The 20,811-nt window shown below is 62.6% G+C and carries 12 protein-coding genes; 3 read left to right on the top strand and 9 right to left on the bottom strand.

What is annotated here, in order from left to right; all coding sequences use genetic code 11:
- The first annotated feature begins 12 nt into the window (after nucleotides 1-12).
- A complete protein-coding gene (locus AEYBE204_RS31180) occupies nucleotides 13-3,549 on the top strand; it encodes a TonB-dependent receptor domain-containing protein (RefSeq protein WP_023462473.1) in 3,537 nt (1,178 codons plus the stop codon).
- A gap of 62 nt (nucleotides 3,550-3,611) precedes the next feature.
- On the opposite strand, the gene AEYBE204_RS31175 is transcribed toward AEYBE204_RS31180, so the two are convergent.
- On the bottom strand, nucleotides 3,612-5,990 hold the full coding sequence (locus AEYBE204_RS31175) for a glycoside hydrolase family 3 N-terminal domain-containing protein (RefSeq protein WP_023462472.1): 2,379 nt from the start codon (nucleotides 5,988-5,990) through the stop codon (nucleotides 3,612-3,614).
- A gap of 185 nt (nucleotides 5,991-6,175) precedes the next feature.
- Nucleotides 6,176-9,046, bottom strand: coding sequence for a TonB-dependent receptor (locus AEYBE204_RS31170; RefSeq protein WP_031230683.1), 2,871 nt, complete (start codon nucleotides 9,044-9,046; stop codon nucleotides 6,176-6,178).
- A gap of 440 nt (nucleotides 9,047-9,486) precedes the next feature.
- Here AEYBE204_RS31170 and AEYBE204_RS31165 point away from each other — a divergent pair, with 440 nt between their 5' ends.
- Nucleotides 9,487-10,890 (top strand): glycoside hydrolase family 28 protein, encoded by a 1,404-nt coding sequence (locus tag AEYBE204_RS31165; protein ID WP_023462470.1) that lies wholly within the window; start codon nucleotides 9,487-9,489, stop codon nucleotides 10,888-10,890.
- A 126-nt stretch (nucleotides 10,891-11,016) separates the two neighbouring features.
- Complete coding sequence (locus tag AEYBE204_RS31160; protein ID WP_023462469.1) at nucleotides 11,017-14,205, top strand: alpha-L-rhamnosidase; 3,189 nt, start codon at nucleotides 11,017-11,019, stop codon at nucleotides 14,203-14,205.
- Here the strand turns inward: AEYBE204_RS31160 and AEYBE204_RS40040 are convergent.
- From AEYBE204_RS40040 to AEYBE204_RS31130, 7 genes are read right to left on the bottom strand one after another with little or no spacing between them, the layout of a single operon-like run.
- Nucleotides 14,195-14,494 carry a type II toxin-antitoxin system RelE/ParE family toxin gene (locus tag AEYBE204_RS40040; RefSeq protein WP_081724673.1) on the bottom strand — a complete coding sequence of 100 codons (300 nt, stop codon included), beginning with the start codon at nucleotides 14,492-14,494 and terminating at the stop codon, nucleotides 14,195-14,197. The genes AEYBE204_RS31160 and AEYBE204_RS40040 overlap by 11 nt on opposite strands.
- 3 nt (nucleotides 14,495-14,497) lie before the next feature.
- On the bottom strand, nucleotides 14,498-14,755 hold the full coding sequence (locus AEYBE204_RS31155; RefSeq protein WP_023462468.1) for a CopG family ribbon-helix-helix protein: 258 nt from the start codon (nucleotides 14,753-14,755) through the stop codon (nucleotides 14,498-14,500).
- Between the two features lie 56 nt (nucleotides 14,756-14,811).
- Nucleotides 14,812-16,266 (bottom strand): DUF1593 domain-containing protein, encoded by a 1,455-nt coding sequence (locus tag AEYBE204_RS31150; RefSeq protein WP_023462467.1) that lies wholly within the window; start codon nucleotides 16,264-16,266, stop codon nucleotides 14,812-14,814.
- Nucleotides 16,267-16,282: 16 nt separating this feature from the next.
- Nucleotides 16,283-17,278, bottom strand: a complete 996-nt coding sequence (locus AEYBE204_RS31145) for a sugar phosphate isomerase/epimerase (RefSeq protein WP_023462466.1) — start codon at nucleotides 17,276-17,278, stop codon at nucleotides 16,283-16,285.
- Between the two features lie 10 nt (nucleotides 17,279-17,288).
- Entirely contained in the window at nucleotides 17,289-18,728 is a 1,440-nt protein-coding gene (locus tag AEYBE204_RS31140; protein WP_023462465.1) for an FGGY family carbohydrate kinase, read from the bottom strand.
- The gene (locus AEYBE204_RS31135; RefSeq protein ID WP_023462464.1) at nucleotides 18,725-19,687 is read right to left on the bottom strand and encodes a transketolase family protein; all 963 of its coding nucleotides are present in this window, start codon (nucleotides 19,685-19,687) and stop codon (nucleotides 18,725-18,727) included. Before AEYBE204_RS31135 ends, AEYBE204_RS31140 begins: the two co-directional genes overlap by 4 nt.
- A complete protein-coding gene (locus AEYBE204_RS31130; protein WP_023462463.1) occupies nucleotides 19,684-20,535 on the bottom strand; it encodes a transketolase in 852 nt (283 codons plus the stop codon). The genes AEYBE204_RS31135 and AEYBE204_RS31130 overlap by 4 nt, the downstream gene beginning before the upstream one ends.
- Nucleotides 20,536-20,811 lie beyond the last annotated feature (276 nt).

Genomic DNA, 20,811 nt, shown 5'->3' with positions numbered 1-20,811 from the left:
AGGAGAGGAAAAATGCTTACACAGAACACGCCGCACCGGCGCCGTTCCGCCTTGACGGGCGCATCCATCGTCGCCCTGTGCCTGGCCATCGGTGCCCCGGCCTTCGCCCAGAATACTCAGAACACCCCGGCGGCCAAAGACGACACCACCACCGTCGTCGTCACCGGCTATCGCCAGTCGCTGCAACAGTCGCTGAGCCAGAAGAAGAATTCCGACGCCCTGATCGACGTCATCACCGCCGAAGATGTCGGCAAGTTCCCCGAATCGAACCTCGCCGAAGCGCTGCAACGCCTGCCGGGCATTTCGATCGAGCGCGAAAACGGCGAAGGCCGCACCATCACGGTGCGCGGTCTGGGCGGCGATTTCGTGCGCACGCGCCTCAACGGGCTGGAAACGGTGGCCGCGTCCGGCGTCAACGAAGGCCAGACGGCGGTCAACCGCACGCGCGGTTTCGACTACAACGTCTTCGCTTCCGAGCTGTTCAGCTCGCTGTCGGTGCGTAAATCCGCCGAAGCCAACGAGGACGAAGGTTCGCTCGGCGCGACCGTCGATATCGACACCGGCCGCCCGCTCGACATGCGCTACGAAAAAGGCAAGACGCACAAGGTCCTGTTCTCGGTGCAGGACACCTATTACGACAATGGCGGCGAGCATAATCCGCGCTACGCCGTGCTGTTCGCCAAGAAATTCATGGGCGGCAAGCTGGGCGTGCTGTTTTCGGGCGCCTATTCCAAGCGCGATACGGGCCTGAGCTTCTACGACCGCAACCCCGGTCAGTTCGAATTCTATTACCGCGGCTCCAACCACGGCACCGCCAAGGTCCAGAACGGCACGGGCTCCTCGGTCGCCCCGGTCTGTTCGACGACGGTCAATACCGTCAATGCGACGACCAATACCTCGCCGCTGAACTGCTTCTACGGCTTCGCCTCGCCCTTCCCGACCACCGTCTCGCCCGCGCCGTCCGGCCTCGGCACGGTCGCCAACGGCATCTCCTCGGCGTCCTACATGTACGGTTCGGACCCGGTCGCCTGGGCCAAGCTGAACCAGAACCTCAACACGACCATGCCGTCTCTGGCCAGCCTTCAGCAGCAGGACATCCAGCAGGAACGCCTCGGCCTGACCTTTACGACGCAATGGAAGCCGACGGACCGCACCAAAATCACCTTCGACGCGCTCTATTCGGAGTTCACGGTCGATAACCAGTCGCACATTCTGGGTTCGTTCGGCCTGAACCGCCACTTCTTCAACGACCGCGCCGAAATCGGCCTGACCAACACCACGACGGGTCTGCGCCCCTATTCTACGGCGAACAATAACTATTTCGCCGACCGTCGCGGTGTCTATGGCAACCGTTGCGACTACAATGCGGTGACCAACCTCTGTCAGGGCAGCCTCGGCGACGCCACCAAGCCCGTCTTCTCGACGACGCAATACTGGAACGGCACGGCCTATATCCCGGTCGCGACGGTTCTGACGACGGGTACGGTGGCCGGGAACACCTGGTCGACAAACCCCTACAACCTCGACACCTACGACTATTACAACAACCCCGGCTCGGTCGGTTACAGCGCCGCCGGAGCCGCCGCCGACCGTCGCGGCATCCTGATGTACGATCAGATCATCGGCAAGGAAGCCGTGCTTCTGCGCGACATTTCGATCAACAGCGCCAATCAGGTCGAATATATGAAGCTCGACCGCGTCGACTGGCAGACCAACGACGCCTACGCGAAAAACGAGACCTATTTCAGCCAGATGGGCTTCACCCTCGACCACCGCTTCAGCGACAAGTTCGTGATGCAGGCGGTCTATGGGGCCTCTTACTCGCAACTGAAGATCGACGGGGGCCGGACCGACATCTTCGCCCTCGACAAGAACGGCTTCATCTACGATCAGCGTTCGACCGGCAACGGCATGCCCGTCTACAATCCGGGCTTCAATGTCGCCGACCCCAACGAATACGGCGATATCGTCAAGGGCTATGCCAGCATCAGCCGCTACGTGCGCTCCTCGGTCAACCGCTACGAGACCCTGCGCGCCGATTTCAAGTACGACTTCAATGACCGCTATCGTCTCGATTTCGGCTATTCGAAGCGTATCTATCAGTTCTCGACCCGCGCCAGCACGGTGGGCCGCAGCGTGCTGCCGACCATCGCCGAACTCAACAAGTACGGCCGCGAGCAGAACAAGGCGGAATACGCCAATCTGAAACTGGCCGATCTGGGCTCGGTCGTCAGCTTCGGCGCCGGTCTCGACCTGCCGGCGGGCGTGCCGACCAAGTGGTGGTCCCCGGATCGCGACACCTTCTCGCGCATCCTCGGCTACGAGTGCAACTGCGTCAACGCGTTTGCCGACTGGCGCCTGCAAACCTCGCTCGGCGATTCGTTGTCGGTCAAGGAAACCGACTCCAGCCACTATATCCAGGGTACGTTCAATATCGACCTGTTCGGTCGTCCGCTGCGCGGCAATACCGGTGTGCGGGTCGCCAATACCAAGGTCGAAAGCGCCTCGAACGGAACCTCGGGCGTGTTCAACGGTACGGGTTTCACCGGCAGCAACGAATATACCGACGTCCTGCCGTCGCTGAACCTGACCTATGAAGTCATCCCCGATGTCTTTGTTCGCTTCGCGGCGGCCAAGACGATGGCGCGTCCGTCGCTGGGCAATCTGACGCCGGGCGTGACCGGCATCACGCTCAACGCCGCCCCGGATTCCGGCGCCAACGCCCCGCGCCTGACCATCGGCAACCCGAAGCTGTCGCCGTTCCGTTCGACCAATTTCGACCTGAACGTCGAATGGTACCCGACCCGCGACACCCTGCTGTCGGTCGCCTTCTTCCACAAGGACATGGGATCCTATCCGCGTCAGCAATCCTACTACGCCAAGCTGAACGAGTTCCTGCCGGCGGAAACCTACAGCGCCGTCCGGGCCGGTCTGACCACCCTGACGCCGGTGCAGGCCGCCTATATGGATACGGGCGAAAACGTGTGGAACATCACCACCTATGTCGACAGCCCCGGCGGCATCATCAACGGTATCGAACTGCAATACCAGCAGACCTTCACCTTCCTGCCCGCGCCGTTCAACGGTCTGGGCGTGCAGGCCAACGCCACCAAGCTGGACTCCGAGCTCAACTACCTGACGCAGTCGGGCCGCTGGGCCGCCGCGCCGTGGCCCTTCGCCTCGCCGCAAGCGTTCAACTTCACTGTCTTCTATGAAAAGGGCGCCTTTGAAGGCCGCGTCGCCTATTCGTGGCGCGACCGGTTTGCCAGCCGCTTCCCGCAGGCCGAAGGCACCTGCTCACCGGGGATCACCACCAATGCCGGCGGGGTCTGCGGTGCGCCTTATAACGACTTCCTGGGTACCGAAGCGCAGCAATATGTCGACCTGAAACTGTCCTACAAGTTCAGCGACAAACTGCGCGGCGACTTCTCGATCCAGAACGTTCTCAACGAACCCGAAGTCCAGTGGCTTTATGAGCCGAGCGTCGTGCGGAAATACTCTGCCGGGGCCGGGATCATCATGTCCACGGGCCTGCGGTACACGTTCTAACCTCTTCTCCTTACATCCCCAACTGAAACGCCGCAGCCCCCAAGCTGCGGCGTCTTTTTATGTCAGGCGACGGTCAGGGTGACGGTTTGCAGGTCGCGGCTGTTCGGCCCCGTCATGACCGTAAACGTACCCGGTTCAACAACGCGTTTCATGTCGGTGTCGTAGAATTGCAGGTCCTCAGGCGTGATCGTCAGTTCAACTGTCGTGGTCGCCCCCGGTGCCAGAGTCACGCGTTTGAACCCTTTCATTTCCTTGATCGGCCGCGTCACCGAGGACACGTCGTCGCGGATATAGAGCTGCACGACCTCGTCGCCCGCGCGCTTGCCCGTATTGCGCACCTCGACCGAAACCGTCACGCTGTCGGTCGTCTTGATGGTCGCCTTCGACAGGCGCGGCGCGGACAGGGCGAAGCTCGTATAGCTCAGCCCGAACCCGAACGGATAGAGCGGCGTGTTGTCGCCACCCAGATAGTTGCGGTTGGCCGTCGGCTTGGCGTTGTAGAAGACCGGCAATTGCCCGACGCTGCGCGGCACCGAGATCGGCAGCTTGCCGCCCGGATTGGCGCGCCCGAACAGCAGGTCGGCGGCGGCGTGGCCGGTTTCCTGCCCCAGATACCAGCCCTCGATGATGGCATTGGCCTTGTTTTGCAACAGGTTGATCGACAAAGGCCGCCCGTTGAGCAAAAACACCACCGTCGGCTTGTTCAGCGCGAAGATGGCGGCGGCCAGATCGTTCTGTTGCCCGATCAGGTCGAGCGAGTCGCGGTCGCCGAGGTGCGTCTCCCACCACGCTTCGCGTGAGGTCTGTTCGTTGTCACCCAGCACCATGACGATGGTATCGGCGGATTTTGCCGCCTCGACCGCTTCGGCGATCAGTCTGGCATTGACCGCCGGATCGGTGAATTCGACCTTGTCCTCGGCCCAGTCGCGCACCTTCGTCAGGCGCACGGCCTCACGGTACTCGAGCGTGAAGCCCTGCGTCTTGGCCTCTTTTTCCAGTCCTTCGTGGATCGAGACGACGTGGCGCGGGATGTCGGAATAGCCACCGATCGGCGTGTCCTTGGCGTGGGTGCCGAGCAACAACAGCTTGCCAACCTTTTTACCGTCAAGCGGCAGGACGCCGTCGTTCTTGAGCAGGACCGCCGAACGCACCGCCGCCTCGCGCGCCAGTTTCACGGCGTCGGGCGTGGCGGTCAAACCGTCGGCGGCACCGGCATCGACATAGGGCGCTTCGAACAGCCCGCCGAGGAACTTCAGCTCCAGAATTCGCCGCACGATGGCGTCGATCTCGGCCTCGGTGACGCGGCCCGCCTTCACCAAGGCGATGAGATTGGGATAGGCCTCGCCATCGGGTGTTTCGATATCGACTCCGGCCTTGACGGCGCGATAGGCCGCCTCGGTCAGGTCCGGCACCAATCGATGCCGCGTCTGCATTTCCTTGAGTGCGAAATAGTCGGACACGGTGACGCCTTTAAAGCCCCATTCCTTACGCAAAATGGTGGTCAGCAACCACCTATTGGCGTGGGACGGAATACCGTCGATCTCGTTATAGGAGGGCATGACTGCCGCGATCGGCGTTTCCCTGACGATTTTTTCGAACGGCGGGAAGAAGACCTCGCGCAGGACACGCTCCGAGATCTGAGCCGGAGCGGTGTTGATACCGCGTTCGGGCTGGCCGTGGCCGGTCATGTGCTTGAGCGTGGCGAAGACCTTGTCCCTGGCCAGCTTTCGGTTCGTACCCGAAAAGCCGGTCACCGCCGCCTTGCCCATCACGCCCATCAGGTGCGTGTCTTCGCCATAGGTTTCCTCGACGCGGCCCCAGCGCGGATCGCGGCAAACATCGACCACCGGCGCCAGCGCCAGATTGGCCCCCCGCGCCCGCATTTCCTTCGCGCAAACCGAGAAGACGCGCTCGACCAGTGCCGGATCGAAAGACGAAGCTAAAGCAATCGCCTGCGGGAAGCAGGTCGCGTCGCGCGCCGTATAGCCGTGCAGGCTCTCTTCGTGCAGGAACAGAGGAATACCGAGGCGCGTCTGCTCGACCGCCCATGTCTGCGCCGCATTGGTATAGGTCGCGGTCTCCAGCGCGTTGCGGTTGGCCATGCCCGCATCGGCCCCGGCATTCGTGTTCTTGACGCCCTTGCGGTCGGAGGGACGGGCGATCATCCCCAGCCCGTTCGGATAGGCCTGAGACGCCTTCGCTGCGTCGAAATCGCCGCCCACGGTCTGGATGCGGTCCTTGTGCAGCCAGACGCACTGCATCTGGGCGACCTTCTCCTCAAGCGTCATCCGCCCGATCAGGTCCGCGACGCGTTGCTCGACCGGTAAGGCCGGATTTTTGTACGGCAACGTAGCGGCGGTCGCGCGGCGGGCAGCCACGGTCAAAGCGGCCGTGCTGACCCCGGCGATGACATGCCGGCGTGTTGGATAAGGCCCTGTCATGGTGCTTCCTCTTTTTTTTTGGCAATCTGGCACTGGCTCTGCTTCCCGTCAAAACGAAAGAGGCGCCGGTTCCTGTCATAGGGAACCGGCGCCCAAGTTTACCGACTGTCACAACGGGGAGTCGGGTCGTAAACCGCATCAGGGAGGGAAGCGACCCGATGCGGGAGGTGTACGGAGTCCGGCACTTAGTAATTATACCGGACGCCCAGATAGAATTGCCGGCCGGCTTCGCGGTAATCGCCGACACGGTGAGTTTTGGAATCGTCCCAGCTGACGTGGGCTTCGTTACCGAGATTGAGCGCCTCCAGGCTGATCGACACCCGCTTGGTCAGTTGGTAGCTTACCGACGCGTCGTAATAGGTCGCCGACTCGATACCTCCCAGATCGGTGTTGAAACCGCCCGGCACCGCACGCAGATAGCCGTCGCGATAGTTCATCGACACACGGGCCTGGAACGGACCGTCTTCGTAGTAGAGGGTCGCATTATAGGCCTTTTTCGACAGGTTGAGCAGGTCGGCCTTGACCGTCGTCGCCCCCACCGCCGTCGAGGTGAAGTAATCGATCTGGCTGTCGACATAGGTGTAGTTGAGCAGGGTGCCGAAATTGCTCAGCTTGCCCGGCAGGAAGGTGAAGGGCTGCTGATAGTTCAGCTCGAAGCCTTTCAGCGGCCCGCCCGGCGTATTGATGACGTTCGAGATCGAGAAGTCGTCGGTCGCCGCCACGCCCGTATTGGCGATCAGGCTGACGGGCAGGCCGGTCGTCGAATAGGGCGCGATGCGCGTCACGCTCTGGATATAGGTCTTGATATCCTTGTAGAAGAAGCCCGCCGAGACGATGGAGCCCGAATTCGGATACCATTCGAACGACAGATCCAGCGTATTGGCGCGGTACGGCAACAGGTTCGGGTTACCGGTCGTGACCGTGCGCGACCCGCCGGCCACCGACACGGAGGTCGCCGCCGCGATATTGGCCAGAGGCGGGCGCACCATGACGCGGGCGGCGCTGAAACGAATCGCCGTCTGGGAGGTGGGTTCGAGGATGAAGTTCATCGACGGCAGGAAGTCGTCATAGGACCGCTCGACCGTCGTATAGACGAAGCCCGAGGCGTTCACCGTCGTCGGTACATTGGTGTAGAAGTGCGAGGTCTGCTGGGTGCGGACCTGACGGACGCCCATGTCGCCGCGCAGACGCATGCCGTTGATATCGACATTGAAGTCGACCATGGCGTAGATCGAGCTGTCCTGTTCGGTCACGCTGCGGTTATCGCCACGCGCCGCCGCGATGGTTTCCGAAATGGCGGCGCGACCCGTGCCGGACAGGATGCCGAACTTGTCGACATAGGCCTGCACGTTCGGCACGATCCAGCATTTCGGCGACGGCGACGGCACATCGATATCGTCGAGACCGCAGAAGGACTGCGTGATATCGGCCATATTACCGGTAAAGGCCGGCCAGTCGGCTTCGCCCGACACGTAGCGGAAGGCGACGGATTCGAAGTAATATTCTTTCCATTCCGCGCCCACGTGCAGGTTCAGCTCGTCGCCCAGATTATAGGTCAGGCCGCCGCGCACCAGCTTATAGGCATTGTCCGTATAGTTCGGGCGCAGGCGGATTTCCGGCCCGGTCGAGCCCGTGCCGCCCGGTTGCGTGACGCGCGGCCCGAAGTACCAGTTGGAGGCATTATTGACGTCGAAGCCGTAATTGATCGCCGGGTGGTTCTGCCCCGCGCCACGGATATCGAAGGAATAGCCGTCGACATTGAAGCGGTCGATCTGGGTCGCCAGATCGAGATAGTTGTCGAAGTCCGACTGCGACCAGCCGATCATCCCGTCGAAGTGCAGCTTGTCGCTGAAATCGTGCTGCACGCGCAGGGTCGCCTGAGCGAACTTGGTCGTGAATTCGTCGAGATTGTGCTCGGCGCGCATGTCGACATTGTCGAACAGGCCGTAAACCGCCGTGCCGTTGGCATCGAGTTCCAGCGCGCGGACCAGCGTTTCCGGCTTGCCGCCCTGAGACGCGCCACGGCTGAAGCCGATGGGCTCCATCGTGTAGTTGTCCTGCCGCGTTTCGTACTGCGAATAGAGCAGGTCGGCGGTGATCGTCGTGGCGTCCGACGGCCGCCACTGAATGCTGCCGGTCAGGCCCATGCGTTCGACTTCGCCCTTGGTGTGGACGTAGCGATAGAAACGCGGATTATAGGTCGTGGCCGAATTGGCCTTGTTATAGAGCGCCGTATAGGCCGCCAGCTCGCCCGCCGGGACGTCGCACAGCCCACCTGTGCCGGTCGTCGGCTTGCAGAAACCGCCGTCACCCGTGCCCTGGTTCCAGCCGCCGGAATTCGAGGTCTGCTGATCGATCGGCGTGGTCGAATAGGCCGCCGAGAACAGGACGCCGATCGTGTCGTCGGCAAAGGTGTCAGAGACCAGAAAGGCCGTGCGGTAGCCCTGCTTGCCGCTGTGGTCGTTATAGCTGACCTGACCCGAGGCTGCCGCCTTGAAGCCCTTATAGTCGAACGGATGGCCGGTATAGAGATCGACCGTGGCCCCCAGCGAGCCTTCGGGCAGCTTGGCCTGCGCGGTCTTGTTGACGTCGATACGGCTGAACAGTTCCGAGGCGAAGACGTTGAAGTCGAAGCCGCGCCCGCGATTGGCCCCGCCAGCCAGACCGTCGGTCGAGGCCTGAGATTCCATGCCGTTGATCTGGACGCGCGTGAAGTCGGGCCCAAGGCCGCGCACGGAAATCGAGCGCCCCTCGCCCTGATCGCGCGAAATCGAGACGCCCGGCACGCGCTGGATCGATTCGGCCAGATTGTTGTCGGGAAACTTGGCGATGTCTTCGGCGATGATCGAATCGACGACGCCGGTCGAATTGCGCTTGATGCTGAGCGCCTTGGCCAGGCTGGAACGGTACCCCTTGACGACGACCTCGGTCACGTCGGCGTCGGGCTTGGCGTCCTGCGCCTGAGCGGTCATCGCCGTCAGCCCCGCCGCCATCAGAACCCCAATGGAAATACCTGTTTTCAGACGCCCGCGCAGAGACCCATACTTACAAACCATAATACCCTCTCCTGATAGTCGATTGCGTTTCCTCAGGCGGCTCATGGGCTCGCCCTTTTATTATGCTCACACCACGCATGACACCGGTGTCAGTTAGCGGTATCCTAATTCAGATTTGCCATACCGGCAATATCTATTTTTTTCGTTTTCTTTCGTTTGTTGTTTGCGCGCGCACGATGATGTAAAACGCATGGCGCGCCAAACTAACTTGTTATGTTTGTTGTATTTTTTAACAATACAAATTCGTATTATTCGTGCATCAGGCTAATTATTTCATTGCGCTGCGGCATTTTGAAATATTTATATGAGAAATAATTATCGATTTTTTTCAATCGCGAAATCGCCTCGCGACATTCCCTCTTGGCGACGCCCGCGCCCCACGTTAAACATAACAGGTCTTATAAAAATCAGCTTCGAGCTGCATAACCGGGAGTTACGCCATGACCACCCCTGCCCTCGTCGTGTCGCGTCGCGGCTGGCTGATGCGCGCCAGCGCCGCCCTGCTGACCACAGGTATCGGCCTGCCCGCACGGGCGGCGGATAACTGGGCACCGGCGGAGGTCATCCTGAAACGCATCAAGGCGCCGGTCTTCGCCAAACGCGATTTCGACATCACGCGTTTCGGCGCGTCGCAAAGCGATCAGGCGAAAACCACCGCCGCCCTGACACAGGCCATCGCCGCCTGCGCCAAGTCCGGCGGCGGGCGCGTCGTCGTCCCGGCAGGTGTCTGGCCGACCGGACCCATCCATCTGAAAAGCAAGGTGAATCTCCACATCTCGAAGGGCGCGACCCTGAAGTTTTCGACCGATCCGAAGGACTATCCGCTGGTCGTGACGCGCTTCGAGGGCGAAGAGCTGATGAACTATTCGCCGCTGATCTATGCCTATGGTCAGACGGACATCGCCATCACCGGCGAAGGCACGCTGGACGGTCAGGCCAGCGATCAGAACTGGTGGAACTGGGTGACGCGCAAGGACGCGGCCATCATGACGCCGCGCAAGGCCGCCTTCGACCGCCTGCACGCCCTGGCCGAAAAAGGGACGCCGGTGGCCGGGCGCATCTTCGGCGACGGGCATTATCTGCGCCCGAACTTCATCCAGCCCTATAATTGCAAGAACGTCCTGATCGAGGGCGTGGCCATCAAGGGCTCGCCGATGTGGATCGTCCACCCGGTCCTGTCGCAGAACGTCATCGTGCGTAATCTGCGCATCGAAAGTCTGGGGCCGAACAACGACGGCTGCGATCCCGAATCGTGCCGCGACGTGTTGATCGAGGGGTGCGAATTCATCTGCGGCGACGACTGCATCGCCATCAAGAGCGGGCGCAATTTCGACGGCCGCCGCGTCAATGTCCCCTCCGAGAACATCATCGTGCGCAATTGCCAGATGAAGGACGGCCACGGCGGCGTGTCGCTGGGCAGCGAGGCGTCCGGCGGTATCCGCAACGTCTATGTGCGCGACTGCCACATGGGCGGGCCGGAGCTTCTGCGCGCCCTGCGCCTGAAGACCAACTCCTATCGCGGCGGCTATATCGAAAACGTCGTCTTTCGCGACGTGAAGGTCGATCAGGTGGCCGAGGGCGTGCTGGAGGTCAGCCTCTATTACGGCGAAGGGGCGAACGGTAAGTTCTATCCCCGCCGCGTCGGCGGCATCGTCATGGACAATGTGGTGTGCGAAAAGAGCCTTTATGCGCTGGATGTGCGCGGCTATGCCGACCTGCCGGTGGATTCGATCGCGCTCAGCAACTGTACCTTCCGCGGCGTCGCCAAGGGTAATCGGCTGGAACACGCGCAGGTCAAGGCTTCCGGGGTCACGATCAACGGTCAGGCGTGGACCGGCACCTGACGGCACAAATCGAAACAAAACAATAAAAATCGAAAATTAACCCTTCCCGTCACGCGCCGGTTGTGGCACCCATAACGGTATAAAAAGCGTCCACCAAGGCCGCAGGATTCAGGAAGGAACCCTCTAATGACCCGGCTGAACCGCCGTCACTTTCTGGCCGCCAGCGGTCTCGCCGCTACCGTCGCGCCGACCATGTCCCGGTCCAAGACCTTGGCGAAAACAGCCCTTGGCGTGACCGATCTGCGCGCCGAGCAGAGCGAAAACCTTCTGGGGACGCAAGCGCGCGAACCGCGTCTGTCGTGGCGGCTGACCGGCACCGAACGCGGGATCATGCAGGCCGGGTACCGCCTCCGTGCCGGTTCGAAACCAGGGACGGCGGACCTGTGGGACTCCGGCAATATCGCCTCGGACGCCTGTTTCGACATTCCGTACAAAGGCAAGCCGCTCAACGCCATGCAGCGCGTCTGGTGGACGGTCGAGGTCCGCGACGCCAAAGGCCGCACAGCGACCTCGGCACCGGCGTGGTTCGAGACGGGTCTGCTGGCCCCCGGCGACTGGAAAGCGCAATGGATCGTCGCCGAAGACGCTCTGGCCGAAGGTGACCGCAAGGCCGGTCTGCAATGGATATGGTCGGAAAAGGCGCTCGACAACCGCCTGCACGCCTTCCGCCTCGACTTCGATGTGCCCGCCAACCTCGCCTCGTCCGAGGTGCTGATCGCGGGCAAGGACTGGATTCGGGGCGTGTGGGCCAATGGCGAACAATTGCCGACACCGGATCAACTGGTGCCGAACTGGGGGACGCTGGTGCCCGTTCCCGCGAAACTGAAACCCGGCAAGAACAGCGTCTGCGTGCTGGTGCAGGCCGAAACGACCGGCTTCTTCCCGGTCGACGGCGGGGCTTTTGCCGCCCTGATCCGTCTGCGCCTGTCCGACGGCACGATAAAACGTCTGGTCAGCGACACGAACTGGAAGGTCCGCCCCCTGCCGCCCGAAGCGTGGACGACGGCCGATTTCGACGCCTCCGGCTGGGTCAGGGCGCAAAAATCGGGCGCCGATGCTCAGAACGATCCGCGTCCGGCGGAACCGGCCATGCTGCTGCGCAAGGCCTTCACCCCCGCCAAAAAGGTGGTCAATGCCCGCCTCTATGCCACGGCGCTGGGGGCCTATGAGGCGCGCCTGAACGGTCAGCCGGTCTCGACCGCGAAGATGGCACCCGAAATCTCCGTCACCAAGGACCATATCTATTATCAGACCTACGACGTGACGAAGCTGATCCGTGCCGGAGACAATGCCCTAGGCGTGGTGATGGGCGACGGCTTCTACGCCTCGGCCTTCGGGTGGCGACTGGAGCGCTACGGCTTCGGCCCTGCCCCGCGTCGTCTGCTGGCGCAACTGCGTCTCGATTACGCCGATGGCACGTCGGAATGGATCGTCACCGACGACAGCTGGCGCATCGGGCAATCGCCGATCGTCACCTCGGAAATCTATGACGGCGAGGTCTTCGACGCGCGCCTTAAGACCGACGGCTGGGACAAAACCGGCTTCAACGCCGCGCGCTGGCCCGCCGTACGGCTGGGTCAGGCCCCCCATACCAAAATCGTCGCCCAGACCGGACCGCTGCTCGTCCCCGTTTCCAAACGTCGTGGCACGATCACCCAGCCGAAACCCGGCATCTACGTCATCGATTTCGGTCAGAACTTCGCCGGGTGGGCACGCCTGAACGTCAAGGGCACGTCCGGCCACACCGTGACGCTGAAATTTGCCGAGTACCTCAAGGCCGACGGCGAGGTCGATCAGGCCAATCTGCGCATGGCGAAGTGCCGCGACATATACACCCTGCGCGGCGATGCGGGCGGGGAGACTTTTGAGCCGAGTTTCACCTATCACGGCTTCCGCTACGTGCAGGTCGAAAACTTTCCCGGTGTGCCGACGCCCGCCGATATCGAGGGCATCGTCGTGACGTCCTATTGCCGCGAAACCGGCAGGATGACCTTCGACGACCCGATCATCCAAAAGTTCTGGCAAAACTCCGTGTGGAGCCAGCGCTCGAACTTCTTCATGGTCCCGACCGACTGCCCGCAGCGCGACGAGCGCATGGGCTGGATGGGCGATATTCAGGTCTTCCTCGACGCCGCCACCTTCAACATGGAATGCGACCCGTTCATCCGGCGTTACCTCGATGAGGTGCGCGCCTCTCAGACCGCCGAAGGGGCCTTCCCCATCGTCTGCCCGCAGCCGGAATCCTTCCCGGAAGTGACGACGGCGGGCTGGTCGGAAGCCGGCGTCATCCTGCCCTGGACCCTGTGGCGGCGCTACGGCGACACGGCGGTGATCGATGAGAACTGGGTCGCCATGACGAAGTGGATGGATTACCTCTTCAAGTACAATCCCGACTATGTCTGGCGCAAGGAACGCGGCCTCGACCTCGGCGACTGGCTGTCGGTCGATGCGGTCAAACCGGACGACGAGACCACGCCGCGCATCCTGTGCGCGACCGGCTACTGGGCCTACTGCGCCGACCTGATGACCCAGATGGCCGCCGCCACGGGCCGCGAGGCCGAGGCCGCGAAATACCGCGAGGTGCGCGCCAAGATCGGCGCGGCCTTCGCGAAAGAGTTTGTCGATAAGGACGGCAAGGCCGGTAACGGCAGCCAGACCTCGCAGATTCTGGCGCTTTATTTCAACCTTGTGCCCGCCGAGCGCCGCGCCGCCGCCGGTGAGATACTGGCCAAGGAAATCCGTGGCCGCGGCATGAAGCTGTCGACCGGTTTTTTGGGCACGCCTTATCTGCTCGACGTGCTGGCCGACACCGGGCATCTCGAAGAGGTGTCGGGCCTGCTCAAGCAGCGCGAAAAGCCGTCCTGGGGCTATATGCCGCTCAAGGGGGCAACGACCATGTGGGAGCGCTGGGACGGGGATACGGGCGATCTGGCCATGAACAGCTATAACCACTACGCCTATGGCGCGGTGTGCGGCTTCATGTACCGGCGACTGGCCGGTCTGGCACCCGCCGCGCCGGGCTTCCGCAAGATGACGGTCGAGCCGATCTACCTGCCCCATGTCGGCAAGGTGACGGCGAACTACGAGTCGTGTCTGGGGACGATGGCCGGGGCCGTGACGGGGAATGCCTCAGGCCTGAAAACCTACGACCTGACCGTGCCGCCGAATGCCGTGGCCGAAGTCATCCTGCCCGACGGTGCCTGGCGCGAAGGCGGCAAGGCCCTGACCGGTCACGCCGATATCCGAGCCTTACGCCGTGATAGCGGCAAGGTGCGCTTCGAAGTCGGTTCGGGAAGTTACCGGTTCAAGATTTAGGAAAGGTGCCGGACGGCCAGTCACGGGCGGTGTGGATGACACGTAGGACATAGACCGAGTCATCCGGCCACACCTCATAGCAGAGGATATAGGGCACGCCGGTTACCGACTTCTCGTAGCTGCCTGTGACCCGTCCGGGACGCCCGGTTAACCGGCGACCCAATGCGTCAGCAGCCGTGTTCAAACGGTCGAGCACCCTTTGAGCCGCCAGAGGATTATCGGCGGATATGTGGGTAACCTGCACCTTGACATCATCAAGCGCACCACGCGACCAACGAACCGTCGCCAAGACTTACGCCCGGCCCGTTTGCGCCGCATCGATGATGGATTGTAACTCGGCCATCGCCTCTTCATGGCTGACCGTACGACCCGCACGAGCGTCTTCCATGCCTTGCCTGATGCCTTCGACAATGGCCAGTTCGCGCTCGACATAGGCGCTCACCGCTTCACCGGCCAGCCACGATTGGGTGCGCTGCGTGCTCTCGGCCAGCCGCTCAAGACGCGCCTTGACGTCGGTGCTGACGCGGATGGTCAGGGTGGTGCTGGGCATGGTCGGCTCCGGGTGTGTGCAGATGTACACATCCTAACACACCCGGAGTCTGACCGCTAGGGCTTGGGCTCAGGCTGCACGTCGATGATCACCCGCTTATAACGCGTCAGGCGCGGTGTGCCGTGGTCGGTGACGGCCAGAATGACGTGGATCGTCCCCGTCCCTGGCTTGTTGACCCGGTCCTTCTTGACCGTCAGCCACGCTTTTTGCTGATCGAAGTTCTGAACCGGCAACTTGACCCCGGTGAACGAGTTCATCATGCCGCGCGTCCCGGCCTCCTCATAGACGAACCAGTTGTAGGACACCGCATCGCCGTCCGGATCGCTCGTACCGACGGCGCTCAGATCCACACGCTCACCCGGTTTCGCCTTGATATAGGCCGGCATGTCGAGCTTGACGACCGGCGGGTGATTGGCCTTGTCGTAGGGCCTGGTCGTCCAGTCCATGCGGGCGGCGAAGTCGTTTTGATAGGCCTCGCGCCAGCGCCAGACCGTGGCGTGCATCGTGGTGTGCCACTCGTTATCCAGCCCCAGCACCTCGTCCATCGCCGTCGTCCAGATCGGCCGGGTTTCCGGCTCGAAGAACCACTTCTGCGTCGGTGGGGTGTAAAGCTCGTACCGCCCGCCCCAGTCGCCCCAGTTGGGGTGTTCCGGCGCGCTTAGGCCATTGTCGACCAGATAGAGGAAGGACGGTGTATCGCCTTCCATCTGGAACTTCCACGCGGGATAAACCGCGCCCAAAGGCCCCTTGGTGCGGATATTCTTGTCCAGCCACTCATTGGTGACCAGCGACCAGTCGGCCCCGCCGAAACGGCCGTGGAACTTGTCGCCGCCGATGCCGATCCAGGTCGACATATGGAAATTGCCGCCGGGATTGACGATGTAGAACAGGCCCGGAAACTCACGCCTGATCCACGGCCCGGCATCGTCCTGATCCGAAATCGCATAGACGCGGAGTTTCGACACGAATTTCGCCACCTCGGCCTTCGACCGTGTGGCCTTCACCTTCCACAGGGCTTGCGCCAGCACGCTGGGGCCGCCCCAGACCGTCACCCAGACCGGGCGCGGATCGTCGCGATCGACCGCCTTGATCAGAAGCTCGGACCCGGCGGAGTCCTTGCCCTTGCCGATGGTTTCGATCCCGTCGAAATTGGGGCCCGACGCGATGGTGGCCCGCAGGGCCTGCTCGGTCGGGAAGCCTTTTTCATGCAGCTCCAGATTATCGCGCACCTTGCCATAGGCTTCGACGACGTGATCGATCTGCTCCGGAAACACTCCGGCGCTGTTCTTCGTCGCCACCAGACCTTCGATATCGAACTGGTTGGCGTAGGTCATCAGACGGACCATCGACTGCCGGTCGTCGGGATCGCCGCCGATATCGGTCAGGACGAACAGGCGCGTTTTTTCACGGGCGGCGCTGGCCTCAACCGCCGAGGTCTGGGCCGCCACGGGCATACCGGTCGTCAGCATCAGCCCGGCGCACAGCCACGCGGCCATATTGGATTTCGTCATCGTCGCCTCCGTACTTTTAACCGAGATTGAACAGCGCCGCCCGCGCCAGATTGGTCGCGACCACGGCATCCTGACGCGATTGCGCATCCTTCATGGCGTCCCAGTCGAGCCGGTCGAGCGCCTGATCGATGTGTTTGAGGAACGAAATCGCGCTCTTGGCCGCGCCGACGCAGTCCTCGCGGAAGGGGAACTGATCGAGCTGCCAGACGCCTTCCCACCTGTTCTTGCGCAGGACGTAGAAGAATTCCATCAGCTCCATCGGGTGGATCGAGCCGGCGATCATGTCGTCGTCCCAGCCGCGCAGGTTATCGTTGACGTCCATGCCGAACAGGCGGCCATAATCGATGGCCAGCTGCGCCGAATCCGCCGGGGACTCGCCGCCGTACAGCGCGTGGCCGAAGTCGAGCAGGATGCCGATATTCGGCAGGCCGATCTTCTCGATACCCAGAAGCGTCCGCGCCACCGAGTCGTAGCTCATGTGGTTGCGCGGCTCGCGCGGCTTGTATTCGATGACGAATTTCAGGTCCGGGTTCTGGCTGGCCAGTTCGCCGACGCCGTCCATCGAAAGCTTCCACAGGTCGTGATAATCGACCTGAAACGGGTAGTCCCAGCCGTCCTGACCTGGCCACAGCTTGACGTAATCGGCGCCGAAGCGACGCACGACCTTCGCCGCTTCGTTGCACATTTCGTTGGCCAGACGGCGCACGCCCGGATCGGGGTTGGTGAAGGAACCCTTGGCGAACACCTGCGTGTAGATTTCCGGTGTGATGCCGATGACCGAGAGATTGTTGCGCTTGAGCGCCGCCTCGACCTCTTCGAAGGATACGCCGCCGCCGGGGAAGGGATAGTTGATATCGACCACCGACAGGTCGCCGACCTGACCGGCCAGATCGATCATCTCCAGCAGGCTGCGCTGGGGGCCGTAACCGTCGGTGGCGTAACGATCGACATAGGTCGCGAAATGCCAGATGCCTGCGCCATAGCGTTGAGCGGGTTTTTGCTGTCCGGTCATGAGTAACTTCCTATTCCTGTTTGGCTTTTTCTATGGCCGCGTACCATTGCGACAAAATCTGAGTACGCGCGGCCTGATCGAGACGTGGCGTGAATATGGTGTCTTCGGCGTCTGCCGGCCCCTGCCACAGGCCGAGCGCCTCGCCCGCCATGCGCGCCACGCCGCAGGCCGTGACCTCGGTCACCGCCGGACGACGAACGGGCCGGTTGAGGATGTCGGCGAGGATCTGCATCAGCACATCGCTGGCCGCTGCGCCGCCGTCGACGGAGATGTCGGGCAGTTCGGAACCCAGATCAGCTTCCATGGCGACGAAGACATCGCGGATTTGCAGGGCGATGGCTTCCAGTGCCGCGCGCGCCACGTGGGCGGGTTCGGTGGCCAGGGTCATGCCGGTGATCTGACCCCGCGCGCGATCCTTCCAGTGCGGCGCCCCAAGCCCCGCCAGCGCCGGGACGAAGACCACCCCGCCATTGTCGGGCACGGTTTGCGCCAGTGCGGTCAGGGCCGCTTCGTCTTTCAGATTGAGCAGCCGCGTGGCAAAGGCCGCCGCCTGACCCGACACGGAGATATTGCCTTCCAGCGCGTGTACGACGTCACCGTGGCGCGACCACGCCACCGTCCCCGACAGGCCGTGCGTCGAATGCGCCCGTGCCCCGGTGACCGCCATCAGCGAACTGCCGGTCCCCAGCGTCGCCTTGATGCGACCGGGGGCGGAAATGCCGTGCCCGAACAGGGCGGCGTGCGAATCGCCCATAAGGGCGTGGATCGGAACACCGTCAACCGTATGCCCAAACAGGGCGTCCGAGGACCTGATCTCCGGCAACAACGACAACGGGACGCGGAATAGCTCGGCCAGATCGGCATCCCAGCGCCCGGTATCGATATTCATCAATTGCGTGCGCGACGCGTTCGAGGCGTCGGTCGCGTGGACCTTGCCACCGGTCAGGTTCCACAAAAGCCAGCTATCGACCGTCCCGGCGCGCAACTCGCCGCGTTCGGCCCGCATCCGCGCGTCGGGCAGGTTGTCGAGCAACCAGGCCAGCTTCGCCGCCGGAAACAGCGGATCGATGCCGAGGCCGGTCTTTTCGACGATCATCGCCTCATGCCCATGTTCGCGCAACAGAGCGCAAGCATCGGAGGAGCGCCGGCACTGCCAGATAACGCACGGCCCGACCGGTTCGCCCGTCGCCGCGTCCCACAGCAGGATCGACTCGCGCTGATTGGAAATGGCGATAGCGGCGACATCGCGCCCGGCGCTGACCTCCTCTATGGTCTCGCGTACCGTCCGCCAGATGCCACGCGGATCAAGCTCGGCCCAGCCCGGCTGAGGGTGAGTCACGGTCATCGGGCGCGAGGCTCTGGCGACGATCCCGCCCTGCGGATCGATCAGGAACGCCTTGGAATTGGTCGTCCCCTGATCGATGGCCAGTATGAGCGGCGATGCGCTCATCCGGCCCGCCGCGCGTTCAGCAGCTCGCGCACGTTCTGCGCAATGCCCTCGGCGGTGAGGCCGAAATGCTCGAACAGGAACTCCGCCGAACCGGTCGGGGCGAAGTTGGGGAAGCCCAGAATGCGCATCGGGCACGGCTGATGCACGGCCAGCACTTCGGCCACCGCGCCACCCAGTCCTCCGCGGATATTGTGTTCCTCGACGGTCACCACGGCGCCGGTTTGCCCGGCCTCGACGATGGCGGCTTCATCGAGCGGCGAGATCGACGACAGGTTGACGACGCGCGTCGCGATCCCCTCGGCGGACAGGGCTTCGGCGGCGGCCAGCGCCCGGTGAACCATGGTGCCATTGGCGATGATCGCCGCATCGTGACCCTGACGCAGGATCTCGGCCTTGCCGATTTCGAATTTTGCGTTTTCGCGCGGCAGGGCCGGGACCGGCGTGCGGCTGACGCGGATGAAGACCGGCCCTTCGAGCGCGGCGGCGGCCTTGATGGCTTCCGCCGTCTCCCACGGATCGGACGGCACCAGGATGGTCAGGTGCGTCAAAGGCCGCAACCACGCCAGATCCTCGATCGAATGGTGCGTCGGCCCCAGATCGCCATAACCGACCCCCGGCGCCATGCCGCACAGCTTCACATTGGCCTGACTATAGGCGATGTCGGCCTTTATCTGCTCCAGCGCCCGCCCGGTCAGGAAGCACGATGCCCCCGACACGAACGGAATCTTGCCGCCATTGGCCAGACCGGCGCTGACGCCGATCATGTTCTGCTCGGCGATGCCGACATTGACCAGACGGTCGGGAAAGCGGTCGCGAAACTTATTGAGTTTGGACGAACCGACGCTGTCGTTGCACACGGTGACGATGCGCGCGTCGTTGGCCGCCAGCTCTTCGACGGCCTTCACATAGGCGTCGCGACAATCGAACATATCGCTCGCCACAGGGGTAGCCGCACTCATAATTCCAACTCTTTCATAGCGGTAGCAAACTGTGCCGCCGTCGGCACACCGTGGTGCCAGGACGCCTTGTCCTGCATGAAGGAGACGCCTTGCCCCTTATGGGTGTGCGCAATGACGCACAGCGGTTTATCGCGGTTTTCCGGCGGCGCTTCAAGCACCGACAAAAGCCTCGCCACGTCGTGGCCGTCGACCTCTTCGACCGCGAAGCCGAAGGCCCGCCACCTGTCGGCCAACGGCTCCAGCGCCACGGTTTCCTCGGTCCCCATGCCCTGTTGCAGGCGGTTGCGGTCGACAATGACGGTCAGGCGATTGAGCTTTCGGTGACCGGCGGTCATGGCGGCTTCCCACATGCTGCCTTCCTGAAGCTCGCCGTCGCCGGTGAGGACGTAGGTGCGGAAATCGGCCCTGTCGATCTGACCGGCGATGGCGATGCCGACGCCGACCGGAAAGCCATGGCCTAGCGGCCCGGTATTGGTCTCGATCCCCGGCAGATACATGCGGTTGGGGTGGCCGTTCAGCCGCGACAGGGGCTGAAGATAGGTGTCGAGTTCGGATTCGGGGAAATAGCCCGCCGTCGCCAGCACCGAATAAAAGGCACCCGTAATATGCCCCTTGGACAGGATAAAGCGGTCGCGCGCCGGATCATTGGGGCGCGCCGCGTCGTAGCGCATGACGCCGAAATAGAGCGTCGCCAGAATATCGGCTGCCGACAGGTCGCCGCCGGGATGCCCCGCCTGCGCGTCGAAAACCATCCTGAGGGACCGGCGGCGAATCCAGTTCGCGCGCTCGGCAATATGGGCAATGCGGGCATCCCGGTCGGGGGCGCGCACGGCAGCCGTGAGAGACATATTCAATCCTTAAACAGACCGCTCATTCCGGCGAACCCGGAAGCGGCATAACCCATTCCTCCCGCGCCACCTTATCTATGGTGTGCGCTACAGGGTGTTCATCACCTCTTGATCATCACCCTACCCCCAGCCGTCGCGGTTGACAATAAGGTTCACTTTCGTTTTTTATCGATTTATTCCTTTTTGTCGCGATTGACAAGAATTTCAAAAAATGTAGCCTGTCGAAAAGCAATACGACTTCGGCTCCGTTCAGGGGTCCGGACATAAGAACAGGCA

The organism is Asticcacaulis sp. YBE204, assembly GCF_000495855.1.
In the GTDB taxonomy this organism is placed as follows: Bacteria; Pseudomonadota; Alphaproteobacteria; order Caulobacterales; family Caulobacteraceae; genus Asticcacaulis.
The sequence above is the reverse complement of the archived record's forward strand: the minus strand, read 5'-3'. Positions and strand labels throughout refer to the sequence as shown.

Excerpts from the sequence above, each read along its gene's own strand:
- AEYBE204_RS31180 (WP_023462473.1), top strand. The coding sequence starts at position 13 with ATGCTTACACAGAACACGCCGCACCGGCGCCGTTCCGCCTTGACGGGC.
- AEYBE204_RS31175 (WP_023462472.1), bottom strand. The coding sequence starts at position 5,990 with ATGACAGGGCCTTATCCAACACGCCGGCATGTCATCGCCGGGGTCAGC.
- AEYBE204_RS31170 (WP_031230683.1), bottom strand. The coding sequence starts at position 9,046 with ATGGTTTGTAAGTATGGGTCTCTGCGCGGGCGTCTGAAAACAGGTATT.
- AEYBE204_RS31165 (WP_023462470.1), top strand. The coding sequence starts at position 9,487 with ATGACCACCCCTGCCCTCGTCGTGTCGCGTCGCGGCTGGCTGATGCGC.
- AEYBE204_RS31160 (WP_023462469.1), top strand. The coding sequence starts at position 11,017 with ATGACCCGGCTGAACCGCCGTCACTTTCTGGCCGCCAGCGGTCTCGCC.
- AEYBE204_RS31155 (WP_023462468.1), bottom strand. The coding sequence starts at position 14,755 with ATGCCCAGCACCACCCTGACCATCCGCGTCAGCACCGACGTCAAGGCG.
- AEYBE204_RS31150 (WP_023462467.1), bottom strand. The coding sequence starts at position 16,266 with ATGACGAAATCCAATATGGCCGCGTGGCTGTGCGCCGGGCTGATGCTG.
- AEYBE204_RS31145 (WP_023462466.1), bottom strand. The coding sequence starts at position 17,278 with ATGACCGGACAGCAAAAACCCGCTCAACGCTATGGCGCAGGCATCTGG.
- AEYBE204_RS31140 (WP_023462465.1), bottom strand. The coding sequence starts at position 18,728 with ATGAGCGCATCGCCGCTCATACTGGCCATCGATCAGGGGACGACCAAT.
- AEYBE204_RS31135 (WP_023462464.1), bottom strand. The coding sequence starts at position 19,687 with ATGAGTGCGGCTACCCCTGTGGCGAGCGATATGTTCGATTGTCGCGAC.
- AEYBE204_RS31130 (WP_023462463.1), bottom strand. The coding sequence starts at position 20,535 with ATGTCTCTCACGGCTGCCGTGCGCGCCCCCGACCGGGATGCCCGCATT.